At 73.9% G+C, this 21,491-nt stretch carries 17 protein-coding genes and 1 pseudogene; 10 read left to right on the top strand and 8 right to left on the bottom strand.

The features are described from left to right. Nucleotides 1-285 precede the first annotated feature (285 nt). The 3 genes from D7193_RS09640 to D7193_RS09650 all read left to right on the top strand — a co-directional run bounded on the left by D7193_RS09640 (nt 286) and on the right by D7193_RS09650 (nt 4,378). Complete coding sequence (locus D7193_RS09640; protein ID WP_120778924.1) at nt 286-2,709, top strand: immune inhibitor A domain-containing protein; 2,424 nt, start codon at nt 286-288, stop codon at nt 2,707-2,709. A 175-nt stretch (nt 2,710-2,884) separates the two neighbouring features. Then, the gene (locus D7193_RS34125; RefSeq protein WP_241562864.1) at nt 2,885-3,373 is read left to right on the top strand and encodes a hypothetical protein; all 489 of its coding nucleotides are present in this window, start codon (nt 2,885-2,887) and stop codon (nt 3,371-3,373) included. A 72-nt stretch (nt 3,374-3,445) separates the two neighbouring features. After that, a complete protein-coding gene (locus D7193_RS09650) occupies nt 3,446-4,378 on the top strand; it encodes an alpha/beta fold hydrolase (protein ID WP_120778925.1) in 933 nt (310 codons plus the stop codon). An 18-nt stretch (nt 4,379-4,396) separates the two neighbouring features. On the opposite strand, the gene D7193_RS09655 is transcribed toward D7193_RS09650, so the two are convergent. Both D7193_RS09655 and D7193_RS34130 read right to left on the bottom strand, forming a co-directional pair. Continuing rightward, nucleotides 4,397-4,762: a hypothetical protein gene (locus D7193_RS09655; protein WP_120778926.1), complete on the bottom strand. Its 366-nt coding sequence runs from the start codon at nt 4,760-4,762 to the stop codon at nt 4,397-4,399. Continuing rightward, nucleotides 4,759-7,878 (bottom strand): annotated as a pseudogene (locus D7193_RS34130) (SseB family protein). Before D7193_RS34130 ends, D7193_RS09655 begins: the two are co-directional and overlap by 4 nt. 153 nt (nt 7,879-8,031) lie before the next feature. Between D7193_RS34130 and mycP the strand changes: the two are divergent. Beyond that, nucleotides 8,032-9,303 (top strand): type VII secretion-associated serine protease mycosin, encoded by a 1,272-nt coding sequence (mycP, locus tag D7193_RS09670; RefSeq protein ID WP_120778927.1) that lies wholly within the window; start codon nt 8,032-8,034, stop codon nt 9,301-9,303. 206 nt (nt 9,304-9,509) lie between these two features. Here the strand turns inward: mycP and D7193_RS09675 are convergent, their stop codons facing one another. Both D7193_RS09675 and D7193_RS09680 read right to left on the bottom strand, forming a co-directional pair. Continuing rightward, nucleotides 9,510-9,803, bottom strand: coding sequence for a WXG100 family type VII secretion target (locus tag D7193_RS09675; RefSeq protein ID WP_120778928.1), 294 nt, complete (start codon nt 9,801-9,803; stop codon nt 9,510-9,512). A gap of 29 nt (nt 9,804-9,832) precedes the next feature. After that, nucleotides 9,833-10,153: a WXG100 family type VII secretion target gene (locus D7193_RS09680; RefSeq protein ID WP_120778929.1), complete on the bottom strand. Its 321-nt coding sequence runs from the start codon at nt 10,151-10,153 to the stop codon at nt 9,833-9,835. 202 nt (nt 10,154-10,355) lie between these two features. On the opposite strand from D7193_RS09680, the gene eccE reads away from it, so the two are divergent. The 4 genes from eccE to rarD all read left to right on the top strand — a co-directional run bounded on the left by eccE (nt 10,356) and on the right by rarD (nt 14,450). Further along, complete coding sequence (eccE, locus tag D7193_RS09685) at nt 10,356-12,275, top strand: type VII secretion protein EccE (protein WP_120778930.1); 1,920 nt, start codon at nt 10,356-10,358, stop codon at nt 12,273-12,275. A 195-nt stretch (nt 12,276-12,470) separates the two neighbouring features. After that, nucleotides 12,471-12,857 (top strand): phage holin family protein, encoded by a 387-nt coding sequence (locus D7193_RS09690; RefSeq protein ID WP_120778931.1) that lies wholly within the window; start codon nt 12,471-12,473, stop codon nt 12,855-12,857. 172 nt (nt 12,858-13,029) lie between these two features. Continuing rightward, entirely contained in the window at nt 13,030-13,527 is a 498-nt protein-coding gene (locus D7193_RS09695; RefSeq protein ID WP_120778932.1) for a GNAT family N-acetyltransferase, read from the top strand. Continuing rightward, nucleotides 13,524-14,450 carry an EamA family transporter RarD gene (gene rarD, locus D7193_RS09700; RefSeq protein ID WP_120778933.1) on the top strand — a complete coding sequence of 309 codons (927 nt, stop codon included), beginning with the start codon at nt 13,524-13,526 and terminating at the stop codon, nt 14,448-14,450. Before D7193_RS09695 ends, rarD begins: the two co-directional genes overlap by 4 nt. Nucleotides 14,451-14,482: 32 nt before the next feature. On the opposite strand, the gene D7193_RS09705 is transcribed toward rarD, so the two are convergent. Next, nucleotides 14,483-15,172 carry an anti-sigma factor family protein gene (locus D7193_RS09705; protein ID WP_120778934.1) on the bottom strand — a complete coding sequence of 230 codons (690 nt, stop codon included), beginning with the start codon at nt 15,170-15,172 and terminating at the stop codon, nt 14,483-14,485. Beyond that, nucleotides 15,169-15,663, bottom strand: a complete 495-nt coding sequence (locus D7193_RS09710; RefSeq protein WP_241562925.1) for a sigma-70 family RNA polymerase sigma factor — start codon at nt 15,661-15,663, stop codon at nt 15,169-15,171. Before D7193_RS09710 ends, D7193_RS09705 begins: the two co-directional genes overlap by 4 nt. A gap of 269 nt (nt 15,664-15,932) precedes the next feature. Between D7193_RS09710 and D7193_RS09715 the strand changes: the two genes are divergently transcribed. After that, on the top strand, nt 15,933-18,059 hold the full coding sequence (locus D7193_RS09715; protein WP_120778936.1) for a PhoX family protein: 2,127 nt from the start codon (nt 15,933-15,935) through the stop codon (nt 18,057-18,059). 80 nt (nt 18,060-18,139) lie between these two features. On the opposite strand, the gene D7193_RS09720 is transcribed toward D7193_RS09715, so the two are convergent. Beyond that, nucleotides 18,140-18,922, bottom strand: coding sequence for an IclR family transcriptional regulator (locus tag D7193_RS09720; RefSeq protein WP_120778937.1), 783 nt, complete (start codon nt 18,920-18,922; stop codon nt 18,140-18,142). Between the two features lie 154 nt (nt 18,923-19,076). Here D7193_RS09720 and D7193_RS09725 point away from each other — a divergent pair, with 154 nt between their 5' ends. After that, complete coding sequence (locus tag D7193_RS09725) at nt 19,077-20,258, top strand: MFS transporter (RefSeq protein WP_120778938.1); 1,182 nt, start codon at nt 19,077-19,079, stop codon at nt 20,256-20,258. A gap of 155 nt (nt 20,259-20,413) precedes the next feature. On the opposite strand, the gene D7193_RS09730 is transcribed toward D7193_RS09725, so the two are convergent. After that, nucleotides 20,414-21,487 carry a polyprenyl synthetase family protein gene (locus D7193_RS09730; protein WP_120778939.1) on the bottom strand — a complete coding sequence of 358 codons (1,074 nt, stop codon included), beginning with the start codon at nt 21,485-21,487 and terminating at the stop codon, nt 20,414-20,416. Nucleotides 21,488-21,491: the final 4 nt, after the last annotated feature.

Genomic DNA, 21,491 nt, shown 5'->3' on the forward strand with positions numbered 1-21,491 from the left:
CGGCCCCACTTTTTCGTGCCTCTGACGATTTGATCGAAATGCGCCGCTGCACGTGCGAGCCCGGCGGTCCGCCCCTGCTGGGGGACATTGACAGAGCGCTCAGGGTGTGACGGCTGACGACGGAGCAAACAAAATCTTGCAACAAATCGATGTGTCTGTCTTCCCACCTGTCCCGCCAGTGTCTATGTTCACCATTGGTCCCACCCGTGGGATCGATCTTCACCGGTCCGTACCCCCGTAGGGCCGGTTCCCTCACACCGGAGGTACCACGTGCGCAAAGTCGCAGTGGGTCTGCTCGGGCTCTCACTGACGGCGACAGGTCTGGCTTTCGGCCCGTCCGCGTCGGCGGCGCCCCAGCCCAAAATGCCGGCAGCCGCTCCTACCGCAGCAGAGCCGCAGGCACTGAAGGACGAACTCCCCGACAAGCTCGAGGAGAAGCGTCGGGCGCTGCGCCAGGAGGGCCTCAGCGAGGTCCTGAGCGGCCGTAGCAAGCCCATGGAGGTCAACGGAAGCACGGTCGTCAAGGTCGGCGAGACGAACGGCCCCGGCGCCAACGCCCGGACGCTCGCCGCCGGCACGCAGAAGAAGCACCAGTACGTCGAGCTCAAGCGCGAGCGCACCGACAAGATCTTCGTGATCCTGGCGGAGTTCGGCGACCAGCGTCACCCGGCGTACCCGGACAAGGACATGAACCCGGACATCGCCGGGCCGACCACCTTCGACGGGCCGCTGCACAACCAGATCCCGCAGCCCAACCGGGCGGTCGACAACTCCACCGTCTGGCAGCCGGACTTCAGCCCGGAGCACTTCCGTCAGCTCTACTTCGGCACCAACCCGGGCGACGAGTCGCTGAAGCAGTACTACGAGGCGCAATCCTCGGGCCGCTACACGGTTGACGGCATGGTCACCGACTGGGTGAAGGTCCCGTACAACGAGGCCCGCTACGGCCGCTCGGACGACCCGATCCCGGACCCGGAACCGGGCGAGGAGCCGGACCCGCGCGACGACCCGGCGGTCTGCGGCGACAACGTCTGCTCGAACACCTGGGACCTGATCCGCGACGCCATCAACGTCTGGTACAACGACCAGAAGGCCAAGGGCCGCACCGAGGCCCAGATCGCGGCGGACCTGAAGTCGTACGACACCTGGGACCGGTTCGACTACGACGGCGACGCCAACTTCAACGAGCCGGACGGCTACATCGACCACTTCCAGATCGTCCACTCCGGTGGCGACCAGGCCGACGGTGACCCGCACCAGGGCGAGGACGCGATCTGGAGCCACCGCTGGTCGGCGTTCAACAGCTCGCCCGTCGGCCCGCCGAGCTTCCCGATCGGCGGCACCCAGATCGGCAACACCGGTCTCTGGGTCCGCGACTACACGATCCAGCCGGAGAACGGTGGCCGGAGCGTCTTCTACCACGAGTACGGCCACGACCTCGGCCTGCCGGACGACTACGGCCCGGCCGACAACAGCAACGAGCACTGGACCCTGATGGCCCAGAGCCGGCTCGGCGCCAAGAACGACGCCGGCATCGGCGAGCGCGGTGGCGACCTGGGCGCGTGGAACAAGCTCCAGTTGGGCTGGCTCGACTACGAGGTGGTCGTGGCGGGCCAGAAGCGCACGCTCAACCTGGGCCCGCAGGAGTACAACTCGAAGGACGCGCAGGCCGTGGTGGTGGTGCTGCCCCAACGGGAGTACACGTTCAACTACGGCGCACCGTACGAGGGCTCGAAGCAGTACTTCTCCGGGAACGAGGACGACCTCAACAGAAGCATGACGAGGACGTTCGACCTCACCGGGAAGACTTCGGCTGCGCTGTCCCTGAAGGGCAAGTACGCCATCGAGCAGGGCTTCGACTACCTCTACTTCGAGGGCTCGACGGACGGCGGGCAGACCTGGACCGACCTGGACGGCACGGTCAACGGCCGGCCGATGGGCCGGGACGGGGCCGACCGACCGGCCCTCGACGGCAGCAGCAACGGCGCCTGGGCGGACATCAACATCCCGCTGAACGCTCTCGCCGGCAAGGTCGCGCAGGTTCGCCTGCACTACGTGACCGACGGTGGCGTCTCCGAGGGCGGCTTCTTCGGTGACGCGATCACCGTGACGGCCGACGGCCAGCCGATCTTCAGCGACGGCGCCGAGACCGCGGACGCGGGCTGGGACCTCGGTGGCTGGGAGGTCGTCGGCGCGACCTACACCCGGCTGTTCGACAACTTCTACATCGCCGGCAACCGGTCGTACGTCTCGTACGACAAGTACCTGAAGACCGGCCCGTACTTCTTCGGCTACGCGAACACCCGCCCGGACTGGGTGGACCACTACGCGTACCAGGAGGGCCTGCTCATCTCGTACTGGAACACCCGCTGGCCGGACAACAACACTGTCGCCCACCCCGGCGAGGGCCGAAACCTGTACATCGACGCGCACCCGCGCCCGATCTACAACCTCTCCGGCCAGCCGTGGCGGGCCCGGGTCCAGGTGTACGACGCGCCGTTCAGCCTCAAGAAGGCCGACTCGTTCACGCTGCACCTGAACAGCCAGCCGAGCTACATCCGGGGCCAGGCCGCCGAGCCGCTGTTCGACGACACCAAGAAGTACTTCTACGAGGAGCTGCCGAACCACGGCGTCAAGCTCCCCGCGGCCGGTGTCAAGATCAAGGTTCTGGAGCAGGACGGCACTGCCATGAAGATCCGCGTTTCCTGATCCGGCAACGGTGACGACGGCGGCGGCGCCCGGGAATCCCCGGGCGCCGTCGTCGTTCCCGTTTCCGGCACGCCGGTCGCAACCCGTCGCCGTTCCGGCACGCCGGTCGCAACCCGTCGCCACGCCGCAGCGGCGGGGCGGGAACCGCCAGCGGCCCTCGCGCCGTCCAAGGACCGTGCCGAAACTTCCGCGCAGCGTTCTCGTCCTGCTCCCGGTGCTGGCGCTCACCGCGTGCGGCGGGGCCGGTGGCGTGACCCGCGACGGCCCGGCCACCCCTTCCGCCACCGGCGCCGCCCCGGTCAGCTCCGCTCCCCCTGACACGGTCGTCACCCCGACGCCCACCGCGAGCACCCCGCCGCCGGCCGCAACCCGTTCGCCCGCCCGGCCGCCGCTGTCGAGCACCACCCTGCCGACGCCGCGGCCGCCGGTCGTGAAGCCGAGCCCGCCCACCGACCTCGTGACCCGGCACGTCAGCGGGTTCGTGACCCGCGGCGGCGACGGGCCCTGCTACGGGATGGTCGCGGAGGACGGCACCGAGTACGCGCTGCACGGCCCGGACGTCGGTGAGCTACGCACCGGCTCCTTCGTCACGCTCCGCCTCACCACGCTGCAGGCACGCATCGACTGCGGTCCGGGCGTCCCCATGAGCATCGTCACCGACTGACCGACCCCTTTCCGGCCCGCTCACGGGGCGGCTGGGACCGGCACGATGTGCCGGGGTCCTAGGCTGAGGCACATGACCGACCAGCACGGCGGGCCCGTCGACGAGTCCTGCGTCCTCACCGAGGGCCCGTGGACGCACCGGTTCGTGGGCGCGAACGGCAGCCGGTTCCACGTGGTCGAGGCGGGCGCCGGACCCATGGTGCTCTTCCTCCACGGCTTTCCCGAGCACTGGTGGGCGTGGCACGAGCTGCTGCCGGCCGTCGCCGACGCCGGTTTCCGGGCGGTCGCGGTCGACCTGCGCGGCTACGGCGCCAGCGACAAGCCGCCCCGGGGGTACGACGGCTATACGCTCGCCGCCGACGTCGCCGGGCTGATCCGGGCCCTCGGCGAGCGCTCCGCCACCCTCGTCGGCACCGGGGCCGGCGGCATGGTCGCCTGGACGGTCGCCTCGTTCCACCCGCAGCTCGTACGCCGGCTTGTCGTGCTCGGCGCACCGCACCCGCTGCGCCTGCGCGCCGCCATCTTCGCCGACCCGCGCGGGCAGTTCGCCGCGTCCACGCCCGCACTGAAGTTCCAGATGCCCCGGTACGAGCACGTGCTGACCCGCGACGGGGCCACGGCCGTGGAGGAGCTGCTGCGCCGCTGGGGCGGGCCGGACTGGGTGGCCGGCCCCGACTTCCCCGAGTACGCCCGGCGCTGCCGGGAGGCGATGCGGATCCCGCAGGCCGCGTTCTGCGCCCTGGAGGGCTACCGGTGGGCGTTCCGGTCGGTGCTGCGGCTGCACGGCTACCGCTTCGTCAAACTCATGCAGAAGCCGCTGGTCACCCCGACCCTGCAACTGCACGGCGCCGCCGACCTCGCCTCCCTGCCGCGCACCGCGCAGGGTTCCGGCCGGTACGTGGTCGCACCGTACGAGTGGCGGCTGCTGGACGGCGTGGGGCACTTCCCGCACGTCGAGGCGCCCGAGGTCGTGCTCGGCGAGGTCCTGCGCTGGACGAAGTCCTGACCGGTCGCGGATTCGGCGTCAGATGCGCTGCTCGCGCAGGTCGGTCACCTCGGCGGCCGGCGCCCACCCCTGGTAGACGCCGAACTCGAACGCCTCCAGGCGCATCGCCTGCGCGACCGGCCACCGCCCGCCGGTGTACTCCACCCGCAGCCAGCCGTCGTGCTCCCCGAGCACGATGAACGGCTGCCCCTGCCAGGTGCAGGTCGTCCGCACGTACGCCAGGTCCTCGACCTCACCGGCCGGCAGCACCCGCACGTACCGGCCGGGCCGGACCTCCTCGAAACCCTCACCGGGCTCCGGCTGGTAGAGGCGCACGTCGTCGCCGTCGGGGCTGGCCTGGTACTCCCGGCCGCGCCAGCGGGCCACGTACCCGTCGCGCATCACGGCGTCTCCACCTCCCGCCAGCGGGGCGCGTCGGTGTCCAGGATCGCGATGACCCGCTCGGTGCCGTCCGCGCCGATCCGCCAGAGCTGGGCGCCATGCGGCAGCCGCGCGCTGTCCACCTTGAACTCCGCCACGACGTCGCTGCTCTCGCCGGGTGCGAAGCCGTTGCCGCGGAACGGCGGCCGCTCGATGACCCAGCCCTCCATGGCCCGCATGGCCGCCTCGTTCTGTCCGCCGTAGGGGATCCGGTAGAGGCTCGGCCGGTACGCCGGCCAGCGCAGGACGTAGATCTCGTCGGCGTCGCGCGAGAAGGGTGAGTCGGGGTGGTTGAGGCCCAGCGCGTCGTACAACTGGGCGGGCGTGTTCAGGTGGGCCAGTTCGTTGGCGCGGTGCACGAAGCCGGAGACCCGGTCGTAGCCGCGCTCCAGGTAGTAGGCGAGCTGGCTGGGCGCCACCGCCTTTTGCATGACGACCGGCCGCGTCGGGTCGACGGGCTTCGCCGCCGGGCGCGTACGCTCGGCCGGCTCAGCCGCCGCGGACGCCTCGTCGGTCTCGTCGTCGCCCAGACCCACGTCGGCGGCCCAGTTGGCGAGACCGACGATCTGTTCGCCGGGTAGTTTCGCGCCGACGGGCGTACCGGGGTTGACGCTGAACGACCACGAACTGTCCGGCCAGCGGCGGATCAGCTGGACGAACTTGACCCGTACCGTCTCGACCTCGCCGTCGACGTGGTCGGCGAGCCGCTCCGGCGAGGTGTAGACGACGACGAAGGTCTCGCCGTCCACCTCCTCGGTACGCCACACGAAGCCCGGGTCACCCGGCCGGCTGCCCGGCGACGACTCGGCCGCCACCGGCAGCAGCACACGGGCCAGCAGCAAGGTGGAGAGGAAGCTGTCGGTGCTTGCCGCCCCGACCGCTCCCAGCAGGTCCTCCTCGACCGCGTTGGCCGGCTGGAATTTCACGGCGGCGTCCGCGGCGTCCGCGTTGCCGCTGGCCAGGGCGTCCGCGTTGCCGCCGGCCAGGGCGTCCGCGCTGCCGGTGGCCGAGGCGCCCGCGGCGGGTGCGCCTCCCGTGGCGTCACGGCCGACGGTGCCCGCGAACGGGCCGGGGGCTTCCACCGGGTCGTCCGTCGGAGCGGCCGGCGACCGGCTCGACCGGGGATTCCAGAAGTCCGGCCCGGCACTTCCGTCGCGACCCGTCCCGGCGCTGCCGCCGGTCTCCGTCCCGGCGCCGCTGGCGGCGTGCGCTCCGGCGCCGCCGGTGACGTTCGCCCCGTTGGCGGCGTCCGGTCCCCCGCCCTCGGTGAAGATCCCGCCGCTGCCGGCGTCGCCTCCGAGGCCGCCGGTGAGGTGTGCGTCGGTGCGGGCGTCCGGTCCGACACCGCCGGGAGCGGTGCCCGTGCCCGGTGCGCTCCCCGCGCCGCCGGTGAAGAAGGCGCTGCCGGCGTCGTGCGGGCCGCTCGGCCGGGATCCACCCCACAGGTCGCCGCCGGCCGGTCCGGTCCCGGCGCCCGCGCCCGCCGCGCCACCGGTCGGGGGCTGGTCCCAACGGCTGCCCGCGTCCGCCGGCGCGGAGTCGTCCCAGCTTCCGGCGGGACGCGTCCCGAACGCGCCCGCGCCGAAGCGGTCCGGAACGGGCTCGTCGTCAGGCGGATCGAGGAGGTCCCGGGATTCGACGATCGTGCCCTCGATGACGATGGGCGTGAAGCCGCGGCGGGGCTCCGGCGGGCCGGACACCGGCTCGGCGACCGACGGCGGCAGCTCCTCGACCAGATCCTCGGGGTGGGTGCGGTAGCCGTGCCGAAGCGGCTGGGTCACCTCGTCGTCCGGGCCGGGACTCGGCCGGCCGGGTGAGGTGAACAGCGGGCCCGTCACGCCGAAGGCCCGGGTGGGTTCGTCGGCGTGCGGCCCGGGGCGCCGGGAGGGCAGCGGCTGCGTCGCGTCGACGCCGGGAGCCGCGGTGGGGCCCGGCCACGCCGGGTCGGCGGGTGGCCGCGGCGCGGGGGTGGGCTCGCGGTCGGGGGCGAGGAACGCCTGCGTGGGCTCGTTGTCCTGGCCGCGCCGGGGGAACGGCTGGCCGCCCAGGCCGAACCGGGACGGCGGTGTGGCCCGATCACCGGGCCGCAGCGGCCCGCGGGCGGAGGTCGACCCGCGACCGGACGCCGGTTCGAAGAAGGAGCGGCGGGCCGACTCCCCGCCCTCGCCCGTGGAACCGGCCTCGCGGCCGGCCATGGTCCGACCGTTTCCGGTGCTCGCGCGGCCGGTCTCCTCGACCGGGCCGCGACGCGCCGACGGCGGCCGGCCCGTGAACGCCGGCGGCGCGGACCGCGCGGCCCCGCGCACCTGCTCCGTCCCGGCGCGCCGGTCGATCGCGTCGCGCCCCTGCTCCGCGCCGGTGCGCCGGTCGGTGGCCTCGCGCCCCGTCGCCGGTGGAGCCGCGTCGGCGATCGACGACGGCCATCCGCTGGGCGCCGACTCGCCGGGCCGGCGGGGCAACGCGGCCGGCGTCGTGGGTGCCGGGCCCCTGGTCGCGGGCCCGTTCGCGTCGGTACCGAGCGGGGCTCCGGCGGCCGGACCGCCGCCACCGAACGCGGCACGGCCGGGCAGCCCGGAGAGCGGGCCGGTCTCCGGACGGCCGGCGGCCGGCGGGGCCTCCCGGCCCGACCCGCTGGCGCGGGCCCGGGCCAGTGACTCGGCACGTTCCAGGCGGGCGCGGGCGCCCAGCGTACGGCCGGGCAGCCGCACGTCGCCCCGGGAGAGCTGGGCCACGAACCAGGCGGGTAGATAGCCCTCCACGGGCAGGCCGGGGTTGACCGCGAGCCACCACTCCGGGTTCGGCCAGCCGGCGGCCAGGTCGGCGTACGGGACGCGGCGGTTGCTGCCGGCATGCTCGCCGAGACACGTCCGCAACGCGGTGGCGGAGGTGAACGCGAGCACGTGGGTGCGGCCGCCGCTGGTCCAGGTGCCCCACCCACCCGGTGCCTGGGCGCTCGCCTGCGCGACCGGGAGGAGGAGATCGGTGCGAGCCAGGATCCGGAAGTATCGCTCCTGGTCCTGGGCGCGTAGCGCGTCCCGCATGGCCGCCTCGGCCTCCGTGGCCGGCTCCCATTCGGTCACGGCCACCTCTCCTCCCGAGAACAGGCCATAGGCATCGCCTACAACCTACAAGGTAGTAACAAGATCACAATGGCAGCCCGGCGGCGGGCCGCCGGGGCGCCGCGGAGGGCGATAACATCCCGTCCCGGAGCCGACACGATACGGAGGCGGTCGATGTCCCGGTCGACGACGCGCCCGTTCCTCGCGACTCTGACCGCCGTTCTGCTGACCGGCGCGCCCGTCGCACTCGCACCGTCGGCCGGACCCGCGTTCGGCGCGCCGACCGGCGTGGCGGCGCAGGGGCAGGCCCTCGCGGCTCGCGGCGCACTCCGGGCGGCACCGGCCTGCCCCACACCCCTCGCTCCGGTCCGGACGGTCACGGCCACACCGTGGCCGCAGCAGCGGTACGCCCCCGAACGGCTGGCGCCGCTGGCCACCGGGGTCGGGGTCACGGTGGCGGTGGTCGACTCCGGCGTCGACCGGGACCATCCACAGCTCACCGGGCGCGTGCTCGACGGCACGGACCTGCTCGACGACGACGGCGACGGTACGCGGGACTGCGCCGGTCACGGCACCGGCGTGGCGAGCATCATCGCGGCGGCACCCCGGCCCGGCGTCGGGTTCCGCGGCCTGGCGCCGGGCGCCCGGATCCTGCCGGTGCGGGTGAGCGAACAGCAGGTGGTGGAGGGACGGGAGTCGGGGCGTACGGTCAGCGCCGCCGACTTCGCGCGGGCGATCCGCTGGGCGGTGGACCGGGGCGCCGACGTGCTGAACCTGTCCGTCGTGTTGTACACGGACAACCCGGCCGTGCGGTCGGCGGTGGACTACGCCGTGGCACGCGACGTGGTCGTGGTGGCCGCCGCCGGCAACCTGCACGAGGCCGGCGACCCGCGCCCCTACCCCGCCGCGTACGACGGGGTGCTCGGCGTGGGCGCGGTCACCGCACAGGGCATCCGGGCCGCCTTCTCCCAGACCGGCCCGTACGTCGACCTGGTCGCCCCCGGCAGCGACGTGTTGATGGCCGCACCCGGCCAGGGCCACCACCGCGCCGAGGGGACCAGTTACGCCGCACCGTTCGTTGCCGCCACGGCGGCGCTGCTGCGCGAGTACCGGCCCGAACTGACGGCCGCCCAGGTGATCGAGCGCATCACGGCCAGCGCCGATCCGGCCCCGGGCGGTGGGTACGGCGCGGGGGTGCTCAACCCGTACCGTGCGGTCGCCGAGACCGCCGGTGGCACGACCGGACGGACCCGCCCGGTGGCCGCCCTGGCCGACGAGTCGCCGAGCCCATCCCTGCTGGCGCGGCAGGCCCGGCGGGCGGCCGCCCGGGACCGGGCCCTGGTCGTGGCGGCGGCCGTCGCGGCGGTCGTCGTCGCGGTCGTGCTCGTCGCGCTGGTGGCACCCCACGGCGCTCGCCGGCGCTGGCGGCCGGGCGACCAGGACTGACCCGGGCCGGGCGACCACGGCCGACCACGGCCAGGCGACCCGGACCGACCACGGTCGGGCGGTCCGGGATGGTCTCGGCCAGGCCGGCAAACGGCCGGACCCTCGCGGCGGCACGCCGGTGACGCCGGCCCGGGACGAGCCGGCGTCACCGTCGGCGTGGCTCGCCGCCGGGCGCGACCGTGGCCACGCAGCGCGCGGCGGCAGGATCACTGGAACAGGCCGACGTTCTTCTTCTCGGTGTCGAGATAGTCGGCGGCGGAGTCGTCGACCGCGAGCTTGATGTCGCGCAGCATCGCCTGCAGGTCCTGCGAGGCGGCGCGCCACCGCGACTGCCGCTGCTCGTACGCCTGCTGGGCGTCGCCGGTCCAGCTGCTCACCAGCGGCGCGGCGTCGCGCTCCAACTGGCCGAGTTGCGAGTCGAGCGTGTTCAGCGCCTTCTGGATGTCCACGCTGGCCTGTTGCAGCGCGGCGAAGTTGACGACCAGTACACCGTTGTCCACCTGCGGAATCCCTCCCCTGGATCGATCGGTCAGAGTGGCAGCTGGATGCCGCCGCGGTTGGTGCCGGCGACGCGGCCGGCCGCCTCGGAGTCGGAGACGTCGTACTGGTGCCCGGCCGTGCGGATCGCCCCCGCGGTCTCCCGCAGGGCTCGCTGCAACGCCGCCTGATCCTGCGCCCACTGCTGCTTGACCTGCTCGAACGACCGCCCACCGGCGCCGCGCCAGGCCTGCTGCAACACCTCCAGCTCGGCCATCAGGCTGCTGAGCATCGACTGCAGGGACTGGTCCACCTGCTCGAACTTCGCGGCGGTCTGCTGCATCACCGCGGCTTCCGCCTGGGTCTGGGACACTCCGGACCTCACCTCGTTTCCTCGGTCGTGGCTGGCCGTCGGCGCGCCCACCCTGGGGAACGCGCCGCTCGCGCCCCGGGATGTCGCGCACGGCGGGCGCGGGGGTCAGCGGAACTCGTGGCTGACGGTAGCCGTCCGGTTGCAGTTCTGCTACCCCGCTCCGCTCCCCTGTGGACAACGCGGACGCCGCCGTTCGCTTACGATGTGCGGCAGCGACGTAGCGGGCAGTGACCGGCGGGGAGGCGCGGTGACGGCGACCAGCACCGTCGACCCGCGTACTGCGGGTCACGGCCACGCACCCGCCAGCCATGACGACTCCGGCCACGGTCCCGGCGCGGCGCCGGCCACGTCCCTGCGCGGCGGCCAGCCGGCCACACCGTCCCGCTGGGCCACCGTCACCCGCCGGCCGGCCCGGGTCCGGGCGGGTCAGATCGTCGCCGCGCAACTGGCGGTCGCGCTGCCCCTCGCCGCCCTCGGCCGCGGCGCCGGGCCCCTCACGGGTGCCCTGGTGGCGGCCGTGCTGCTGTTGGCACTTGCCTGGGTGCGGTTCCGGGGCCGGTGGCTCTTCGAGTGGTCGGGCACCCACCTGGCGTACCTCTCCCGGCGGCGTGCCCTGCCCGCGGAGGCCGGCGACGCGGCGCTGCTCGACCTGGTCGCCCCGGGCGCCGTGGTGCTCCCGTCGGACCTCGCCGGGGTGCCGGCCGCCGTCCTGGACGACGCCACGGGCGTCACGGCCCTGCTGGAGGTCGGCGATCCGGATGAGCTGCTCGGGGACGCGCCCCGCACGCTGCCGACCCCCGCAGCCCTGCTGTCGGCGGCCACATCGGACGGCCCGCCGGTGCGTGTCCAGGTCGTGCTCTCCGCCTCGCCGGCGCCCGCGCCGGAGGTGGGCGGCGCGGTCGGCACGTCGTACCGGCAGCTGACCGACGGCCGGCTGGCCGCGCGGGAGCGGGCGGTCCTGGCCGTACGCGTGCTACGCGTCGACGGATGGGCGCCGGACGAACTGCGGCAGGCCCTGTCCGGCGCGGTACGCCGGGTCGTTCGGCGGCTACGGCCGCTCGGCGTACGCCCGCTCGGCGCGGCCGCGGCGCTGCGGGTCCTCGCGGAGGTCGCCCACCACGACGCCGCGCCCATGCGGGAACACTGGGCGGCGGTGCGTACCGGCGGCTCGTGGCAGGCCACCTTCCAGCTGGACCGGTGGCCGGACGTGCGCGGCGACGGCGGGCGTGGCCTGGTGTCCCGACTGCTCGCGTTGCCGGCCACCGCGACGACCGTGGCGCTCTGCGCCGGCCCCGATCCGGGGTCGGCCACCCTGACCGTACGCCTCGCGGCCGGCTCGCCCGGTGCGCTCGTGCTGGCGACCCGGGCGTTGCACACCCTGGTCGAGGGCCTGGGCGCGGAGGTCCGCCGGCTGGACGGCGCGCACGGGCCGGGCCTCGCCGCGACGGTGCCGCTGGCCCTGGAGGGCCCCCCGCCCCGTCCGCAGGCCGCGGCGGAGGCCCTCGACCTGCCCCTCGGCGGCGCCGGGCTGCTGCTCGGCGCGAACCGGCACGGCACCGCGCTGGCCGTCCGGCTGTTCCGGCCGGAGGGCACCCGCGCACTGCTCGTGGGCGGGGTGCGGCTCGCCCAGCTCGTGGCGCTGCGTGCCATGGCGCTCGGGGCGCGGGTGGTGGTGCGGACGGCCCGCCCGCGCACCTGGGAGCCGTTCGTACGGGGCGTGGGAGCGCCGGGCGGGACGATCCCGCTGCTCCCGCCGGGTCGACCGGTGCCCGACGCGACGGCCACGCCACTGCGGCCACTGCTGCTGGTGGTCGACGTGGGGCCGGTGCCGGCCGACCCGGCGCCGGATCCGCCGTGGTCGTCGACGCTCGTCGTTCGCGACGGCCTCACCCCCTCCGACGTGGACGCGCTGGGTCGGGCCGATCTCGCGGTGCTGCAGCCGCTCACGGCGGGCGAGGCCGCGCTCGCCGGGACGGCGCTGGGGCTGGGCGACTCGGCGGAGTGGCTGACCCGGATCCGGGACGACATGGTGGCCGTCGTCAACCGGCGCGCACTGCGCTGGGCGCTGCTCTCCCTCTCGTCCGTCGAGGCGCACCTCGTGGGCCGTCCGTCCCGCCACTGACGGCCACCCACACACACCGGCCGCCGTCCACGCAGGGCTGCCCGCCTCACCGGCGGCCGCCGTCCCGCATGGACGGCCGGCACGGTCGACCCGGGGTGACCGCGCGCGCACCGCACGGTGACGGTCGAGGGGTCGAGGAAACTGGTCGATCTTCGCGCCTTCCGCGTGTCGACGGGGCGTGGCACGATCCCGGCCATGGATTTCCTGAAGGGCCTGCTGATCCGGCTTGCCACCACGGCCGTCGCCTTCTGGTTGGCCACCCTGCTGATCCCGGGCATCAGCCTTGAATCGGACTCCGCCGTCCAGACGGTCACCACCCTGATCCTGGTGGCCGCGATCTTCGGCGTGGTCAACGCGGTGCTCCAGCCGATCATCAAGACGGTGGGCTGCGGCCTGTACCTGCTGACCCTCGGCCTCATCGCGCTGGTGGTCAACGGGCTGCTCTTCCTGCTCACCAGCTGGATCGCCGGCCAGGCCGGGCTGCCGTTCCACGTGGACGGTTTCTGGCCGTCCGCCGTGCTGGGCGCGCTCTTCGTGGGCATCGTCACCTGGATCCTCGGGGCCGTCCTCGACCGCGACTGACCACCGGGCAGCTGCGTTCACCGGCGGCCGGCGGCGCGCCCGCCGGTGAACGCCCGCCGATGACGCCGGCCGGTGAGCGCCGGATGAGCCCGGCCGCCGGCCGGCGCGGCGGTGACCAGAGTCCGGGAATTGGCCGGCGCGGCGGGTGGGGGGCGGGACTAGCGTCGCAGGGGTGTTCACCCTGACCCGCGCCGACGGTTACCTGCTCACCACCGATCCGGCCCAGCTCGACCTGGATCGGGTGCACCACTGGCTCAGCACCGACGCGTACTGGGCGCTCGGGCGTGAGCGGGAGACGGTGGAGCGCGCCTTCGCCGGCTCGATCCCGTTCGGCGTCTACCGCCCCGCCGACGGACGCCAGGTCGCGGTCGCCCGGGTGGTCACCGACCGGGCGACCTTCGCGTGGCTGTGCGACGTCTACGTCGACCCGGCCGAGCGCGGCCACGGGATCGGCACCTGGCTCGCCGGGGCGGTGCGGGACCATCTCGCGGACCTCGGCGTGCGGCGGATCCTGCTGGCCACCAACGACGCGCACGGGGTGTACGCGAAGGTCGGCTTCACGCCGGTGCACCCGGAGCGGTGGATGGAGCTGGACCGGCGGAACACGCCCGTGACCCAGGTCACCGGAAAGGAACAAAACGGGGTTACACCCCTTACGGTGGAGGCGTGACTCCGCTTCGCCTGGGATACCTCTACGGCTTCGGCGCGTACCTGCTCTGGGGCTTCTTCCCGCTCTACCTCAAGCTGCTGCGCCCGGCCGGGCCTCTGGAGATCCTGGCCCACCGGATCGTCTGGTCGGTGGTCTTCGTGGCGCTGCTGCTCGCTGCGATGCGCAGCATCGGCTTCCTGCGGGCGCTCGCCCGGCGCCCCCGGGCGCTGGCCGGCATCGCCGTCGCCGCGGCCCTGATCGCCGTCAACTGGGGCACCTACATCTACGGGGTCAACTCCGACCGGGTCGTGGAGACGGCGCTCGGCTACTTCATCAACCCGCTGGTCGTCGTGCTGCTCGGCGTGACGGTGCTGCGCGAGCGGCTGCGGCCCGCGCAGTGGGCGGCGCTGGGCGTCGGCGGTCTCGCCGTCGCGGTGCTCACCGTCGACTACGGCCGGCTGCCGTACCTGGCGCTCACCCTCGCGCTGAGCTTCGGCGGGTACGGCCTGGTCAAGAAGCGGCTCGGCCTGCCCGCCGCGGAGGGCCTCTTCGTCGAGTCGGCGGTGCTGGCGCTGCCGGCGCTGGGCTACCTCGGCTGGCTGACCTTGAACGGCGACGCCGCCTTCGGGCACGTCTCGGCCGGGCACACCGTCCTGCTCGTCCTGGCCGGCGCGGCCACCGCGATCCCGCTGCTGCTCTTCGCCGGCGCGGCCAACCGGCTGCCGCTCACCAACCTCGGCATGATCCAGTACCTGGCACCGATCCTCCAGCTGGCCTGCGGCGTGCTCATCTTCCACGAGCCGATGCCGCCGGCACGGCTGGCCGGTTTCGCGCTGGTCTGGGTCGCCCTGATCGTCTTCACGGTCGACGCCGTCCGGCACACCCGCCGCACCCGAGCAACAGCCCGCGCCAAGACCCAGACCCCCGCCCTGGCCCCCCAGTAACCCCGCGCGCCGGGCCCTCGGCGGGAGAGGGACTACGGGACCTCGTACGTCAGGACGGGGGTTCCGTCGGCGCGGAGCAGTTCCAGGCGTACCAGCTCGGCGTCGGTGAAGCGGGTCGCGCCGCTGAACCGTACGTCGTCGCCGGGCGCGGCCAGCCACGAGCCGATCTGCTCCGTGGCGCCGTCCGGACCGTGCGCCACCAGCCGGAAGGTGTACGCCTTGCGGTAGCCGCTGCGCGGCTCGTACCCGCAGTGCATGGTCACCTCGGTGCCCCAGTCGGTGCCGGTCAGGCCGATCTCGGCGTGCACCGGCACCGTGCCGGCCACCGGCTGCATGGTCACCATCCGCACCGGCTCGGCGGGCGGGACGCCCTTCCCGGGCAGCAGCACGGCGATGCCGAAGCCGGCCAGCACGGCCAGTCCCGCCGCGGCGAGCGTGGTGAGCGCGTACCGGCGGCGGTTGGCCGCGCGCTCGCGGCGGCGGCGGTCGCGGGCCTCGTCGATCAGGGTCGGCAGCGAGGGCCCCGAGGTGGGTACGAGGAACTGTTCGAGGCCGGCCGGGTCGAGCCGGCCGAGCAGCCCGGGCAGGACGGCGATCTCGGCCACCGCCTCGCGGCACTCGGCGCAGCCGGCCAGGTGCCGCTCGTACGCGGCCCGCTCGGCGGGGGCGAGCGCGCCCAGCACGTACGCGCCGTCGTCGTGCGCGAACTCGCACCGTGTCATCCCGTCACCCCCATCTCGGCCAGGACCAACCGTAGTGAGCGCAGCGCGTAGTGCGTCCGGGACTTCACGGTGCCCGGCGGCACGCCCAGCCGCGAGGCCGCCTCGGTCACCGACCGTCCCTGGTAGAAGCACTCGATGAGCACCTCACGGTGGGTCGGGCTGAGCCGGTTCAGCGCCTCGGCGACGGTCCACGCCTCCACCGCCCGCTCGGCCTCGTCCACGGCCTCGGGCGGTTCCGGCAGCTCGTCCGTGAAGACCTCGCCGACCCGCGTCGACCGCCGCCGCCAGGCGTCGATGGCCAGGTTGCGGGCGGTCGTGAAGAGCCACGCGCGCACCGAGCCGCGTCGCGGGTCGAGCGCCTCGGGGTGCCGCCAGGCCCGCAGCAGGGTCTCCTGCACCAGGTCCTCGGCCCGCTGCCGGTCGCCGTTGACCAGCCGCAGGGCGTGCGCGTACAGCGCCTCCGCGTGCTCGTCGTGCAGCGCGCGGAGCAGTTGGGCGTCGTGGTCGGTGATGGCCCTCTCCTCGCTCCTCCCGCCCTCGGCGGGATCCGGCGGTGCGTCCGCCCGTGAATACGTGCGGTCACGCCGAACGGTTCAGCCCGAGGTCAACGTGGGTGCCCGGCCGGCGGTTCCGGCGATCTGTTCATGCGTGGTTCACATTGACGCCGACGATCGCTCACCACGTCCTCCTAGCGTCCGGCGGGTACGCGCGCGGACGCGTCGTCCGTGTGCCCAATCCCCTGTCAGGAAGGCATCCCCCCATGAGCGACCGTCCCCGGCTGCTCCCGTTGCTGGGCGCCACGCGCCACGGCAGCCGTGACGCCATGACCTGTCTCTACCGCTGCGGCAACGCCTGCGACCACCCGGTTCCGAACACCTCCGACAACGCGTACTTCGGGGACGTGGTGGACGCGGAGGTCTCGCGCCGCGGTGTCGTCCGGGCCGGCGCCGTCGGCGCGCTGGTGCTGGGCTTCGGCGGCGCGGCCGCCGGCGCGCTGGCCGGCGCGGCGCCCGCCTCGGCCGCCGGCGAGACCCCGGTGGTGCCCGAGGCCGCCAGTTTCGGACGCCCGTCCCAGGGTGTCGGCAACGGCGCGCTGACCTTCAAGCCGATCCCGCCGAACAAGCTCGACACCCTCGTGGTGCCGAACGGGTACGACCACGCCGTCGTGATCAAGTGGGGCGACCCGGTCGTGCCGGGCGCGCCGGAGTTCGACCTGCACCGGCAGACCGCGGCCGCGCAGTCGAAGCAGTTCGGCTACAACAACGACTTCGTGGGCGTGCTGCCGCTGGACAAGCAGGGCAAGCGGGCGCTGCTCGTGGTCAACCACGAGTACACCAACGAGGACCTCATGTTCCCGGGCTTCCCGGGCCTCGACAACCTCTCGGTCGAGCAGCTGCGGGTGGCGATGGCCGCGCACGGCATGTCGGTCGTGGAGCTGGAGCGGGTCGGGGGCACCGGCCAGTGGCGGCCCGTCGACAACGGCCGGCGGCCGTACAACCGGCGCGTCACGGCCCTCGCCACCAAGTTCGACCTGACCGGCCCGGCCGCCGGCTCGGCCTGGTTGAAGACCGCGGCCGACCCGAAGGGCCGTACCGTCATCGGCACGCTCAACAACTGCGCCGGCGGCGTGACCCCGTGGGGGACGGTGCTCTCCGGCGAGGAGAACTTCAACCAGTACTTCGTGGGCGGCGACGGCGCCCCGGCCGAGCTGAAGCCGAAGCTGGAGCGGTACGGCATCCCCACCACGACCCGCTACCCGAGCGGCAGCCGGAAGTGGGACCGCGCCGACGAGCGGTTCGACCTCGCCAAGCACCCGAACGAGGCGCACCGGTTCGGCTGGATCGTCGAGATCGACCCGTTCGACCCGGAGGCCCGCCCCCGCAAGCACACCGCGCTGGGCCGGGTCAAGCACGAGGGCGCGAACGTCATCATCGCGAAGGACGGGCACGTCGTCGCGTACATGGGTGACGACGAGCGGTTCGACTACCTCTACAAGTTCGTGTCGGACAAGAAGTTCATGAAGGGCAACTCCTGGGCTGCCCGTAAGCACAACCTGACCCTGCTGGAGTCCGGCACCCTGTACGTCGCGAAGCTGGACGAGACCAGCGCCGGCGAGATCGACGGCTCGGGCAGGCTCCCCTCGGACGGCGCGTTCAACGGCCGGGGCCGCTGGATCAAGCTGGTGAGCGGCAACCGCTCGTACGTCGAGGGCATGACCGCCGCGGACGTGCTGACCTTCACCCGCCTCGCCGGTGACAAGGTCGGCGCGACCAAGATGGACCGGCCGGAGGACGTCGAGCCCAACCTGCTCACCGGCAAGGTGTACGTGGCGCTGACCAACAACACCAACCGGGGTGTCGGCAGCAACCCGAAGGCGGACGAGGCCAACCCGCGCAACGCCAACAAGCACGGGCAGATCCTCGAGCTGGTGGAGGACCGCCACGACAACACGGCGGAGAGCTTCACCTGGTCGCTGCCGATCGTCTGCGGCGACCCGACCGACCCGTCGACCTACTTCGCCGGGTACGACAAGACCCAGGTCTCCCCGATCTCCTGCCCGGACAACGTCGCCTTCGACGCCACGGGCAACCTCTGGATCTCCACCGACGGCAACGCGCTGGGCAGCAACGACGGCCTCTTCGCGACGGCGCTGGAGGGCCCGGAGCGGGGTCACCTCAAGCAGTTCCTGACCGTGCCGCTCGGCGCGGAGACCTGCGGCCCGTTCATCACCGGCGACAACCGGTCGGTCTTCGTGGCCGTGCAGCACCCCGGCGAGATCACCGGCGCGTCGGTGGAGAAGCCGGCGTCGAACTGGCCCGACGGCGACTACGCCAAGCCGGGCGTGGTGGTCACCTGGCGTCTCGACGGCGGCCCGGTGGGCAGCTGACGTTCCTCCGGCGGTTCGACGCTGGACCGCCACCGCGGGGCCCTCTCCCACCCGGGGAGAGGGCCTCGTGGCGTACGGGCTCAGTGCTCGGCGGCCATGCTGTCGGCGATCGCCCGGGCCGCCGTGAGCAGCTTGGCGCGCACCACGCGCGCCGACGTCATCATCTCCCCGGCGGGAAGCGCGCAGGCGAGCACGAGCCGGCGTTCCATGTCCTTGTCGGGGCTCACCAGCACCGCGGCGCACGCCACCCCCTGGCGGAACTGCCCGAGCTCCAGCTGCATGCCCCGCCGGTCACCGGCGGCCAGGTCGGTCTCGAACGCCTCGGAGGTCGTCAGCGTGGCGCTGGTGAAGGGGCGCATGCCGTACTCCCTCAGGTAGCGGAAGCGCTGTTCGGCGGTGAGCGTGGCGAGCAGGGCCTTGCCGAGCGCCGTGGCGTGCGCTCCCTCGTCGAAACCCGGGACCAGGTCCTCCAGGTACGGTGAGCGCGCGCCCTCGGCGACCGCGGTGACCGCCACCTGGCCACCCACGAACCGGCCCAGGTAGTGGCTGTAGCCGGTGTCGGCGGCGGCCCGGCGCAGGGTCTCACCCACCGCGGCCGGCCCACGGAACGCGGTCACCAGCTCCCGGTAGCGGTCGGCGACCTCCAGCCCCACGATGTACGTGCCGTCCTCGCGGCGGATGACGTAGCCCTCGTACGCCAGCGTGCGCACCAGGTGGTAGGTGGTGGCAACGGTCAGCTCGCACCGCCGGGCGATCTGCTTCACGGTCAGGCCCTTCGGGGCGCGACCGACCGACTCGAGCACTCGTAGCGCGCGGGAGACGCTGCGGATCAGATCCGAAGGTTCCGCCAGGGGGTCGCGCACAACCACCTCCGCCGCCGGGGACTTACACCATATGAAATCCAGAGCCGGTGCGAAACGCCTGTTCGGGTCGAGGATGCCAGATCGTCATCAACCGTTCGTGCCCCGACGGACACGATCCGTGGTCCTCCGAGGGCTGGCGTAGGTTTGCGGGACGATGACCGACACCGCCACCACCCCCCTCACCGGCGCCGCGCCGAGCCGACCGGTCCGCGCCAGCGCCAGCGCCATCGCCGTCACGATCGCCTGCGTCCTGCCCGTCTTCCTGGTCGGCGGTCTCGCCGTCCAACTCGGCGACGACCTCGGTTTCTCGCCCGCCGGGCTGGGCCTCGCCGTGTCCGTCTACTTCGGTGTGGGCGCGCTGGCGTCGGTGCCGTCCGGCGCTCTCGCCGAGCGGTACGGGCCCGCAGTGGTGGCCCGCGCCGGCGTCCTGCTCTCCGCCGCCTGCCTGCTGGCCGTGGCCGGGCTGGCCCGCTCGTATCCCGTCCTGCTCGGGCTGCTGGCGGTCAGCGGCGTCGCGAACGCCCTCGGCCAGCTCGCCAGCAACGCCACGCTGGCCCGGCACGTCCCACCGCACCGGCAGGGCCTGTCGTTCGGGGTGAAGCAGGCGGCCATCCCGGTCTCGACGCTGCTGGCCGGGGCGGCGGTGCCGACCATCGCTTTGACCGCGGGCTGGCGCTGGGCCTTCGTGGCGGCCGCCGCGGCCGCACTGGCCACCCTCCCGGCCGTACCCCGGCGGGAGGCCGTGGCGGTGCGCGGGGCGGGCCGCGCGCGGGCCGGTCGCGGCACCGGGCCTCTCGTGGTGATCGGCGTGGCCGCGACGCTGGCCGCGGGCGCCGCCAACGCGTTGGGCACGTTCGTGGTCGACTCGGCCGTCGGGCGGGGGCTCCCGCCGGGGCTGGCCGGCCTCACGCTGACCCTCGGCAGCGCTGTCTGCGTCGCGGCGCGGGTCGGGTCCGGGTGGCTCGCCGACCGCCGCTCCGGCGGTCACGTGGCCGTCATCGCGGGCATGCTGGTGGTCGGCGCCGCCGGGCTGGGGCTGCTCGCGGTGGCCGGGCCGGTGGCCCTGGTGGCCGGCGTGGTGCTCGGCTTCGGCCTCGGCTGGGCCTGGCCGGGGATCCTGAACTTCGCGGTGGTCCGGCTGCACCCGCAGGCGCCGGCCGCCGCCACCTCGATCACCCAGACCGGGGTGTACGCGGGCGGCTGCATCGGCCCGCTCGGCCTCGGCGCGATCGCCGGCCGGGCCGGCTACCCGGCCATGTGGGGCACCGCGGCGGTGTCGATGCTCCTGGCCGCGGCCCTCATGCTGACCGGCAGCCGCCTCCTGACCCGCTCCTGACCCCCGGCGCGGCCTCCCGCCGGCCCCGCGCAGGCCTCCCGCCGGCCCCGCGTGGTGATCAAGAGGTTTGCGTCAGCGGGGCGCCGATTTCTGACGCAAAGCTCTTGATCAACTGAACGAGCGGGCGCAGCGGGGCGGGCGCGCGCCGGGCGGCCTCAGCTGGTGCGGTCGGCTATGTAGTCGCAGAGGGATTCCAGGGCGCGGCGCGCCGGGTTCTCCGGCAGCGGCGCGAGCTGGGCCCGGGCCTCCTCGGCGTAGCTGCGCACGGTCTCCCGGGCGCGCTTCAGGGCCGGGCTCTCCCGCAGCAGGCCGAGCGCCTCCGCGTGCAGGTCATCGTCGGTCAGGGCACCGGCGGCGAGGATCTCGCGGAGCCGCACCGAGGCCGCGTCGGAGTCGTCGCCGGCCTGGGCGTAGAGCACCGGCAGGGTCGGCACGCCCTCGCGCAGGTCGGTGCCGGGCGTCTTGCCCGACTGGGCGGACTCGCTGGCGATGTCCAGCAGGTCGTCGGAGAGCTGGAACGCCACGCCGATCGTCTCGCCGTAGCCCGCGAGGGCCTCGACGTGCTCCGGCGCCGCGCCGCCGAACAGACCGCCGAACCGGGCCGAGGTGGCGATCAGCGAGCCGGTCTTGCCGCCGATCACCTGGAGGTAGTGCGCCACCGGGTCCTCGCCGGGGCGCGGGCCGACGGTCTCGGCGATCTGGCCGTGCACCAACCGCGAAAAGGTACGCGCCTGGAGGCGTACGGCCTCGGTGCCGAGGTCGGCCGCGATGTCGGCGGCACGCGCGAAGAGGTAGTCGCCGACCAGGATGGCCACCGAGTTGGTCCACCGGGAGTTGGCGCTCTGCGCGCCCCGGCGCACGGCCGCCTCGTCCATGACGTCGTCGTGGTAGAGCGTCGCCAGGTGGGTGAGCTCCATCACCACCGCGGCCGGGACGACCGGGGGTGCCATCGGGTCGCCGAACTGGGCGCCGAGCGCCACCAGCAGCGGGCGGAACCGCTTGCCACCGGCCTCGACGAGGTGCCGGGCGGCCTCGGTGACGAACGGGTCGGCGCTGGCCACACTGGCCCGCAGCTCGACCTCGACCGCGTCGAGCACGGCCAGCACGGACGCTTCGAGGCGCGGATCGGCCAGATAGAGGCCGAGCGCCTCGAACTGACCCGTGTGCTGCCGGCTCCGACGGCCGCCGGAGCCGGTGGCACCTGTACGCTCGCCAGCCGGATTCACCACGCCT

It is taken from the genome of Micromonospora costi, from assembly GCF_003626655.1.
GTDB classification, from domain to species: Bacteria; Actinomycetota; Actinomycetes; order Mycobacteriales; family Micromonosporaceae; genus Micromonospora; species Micromonospora costi.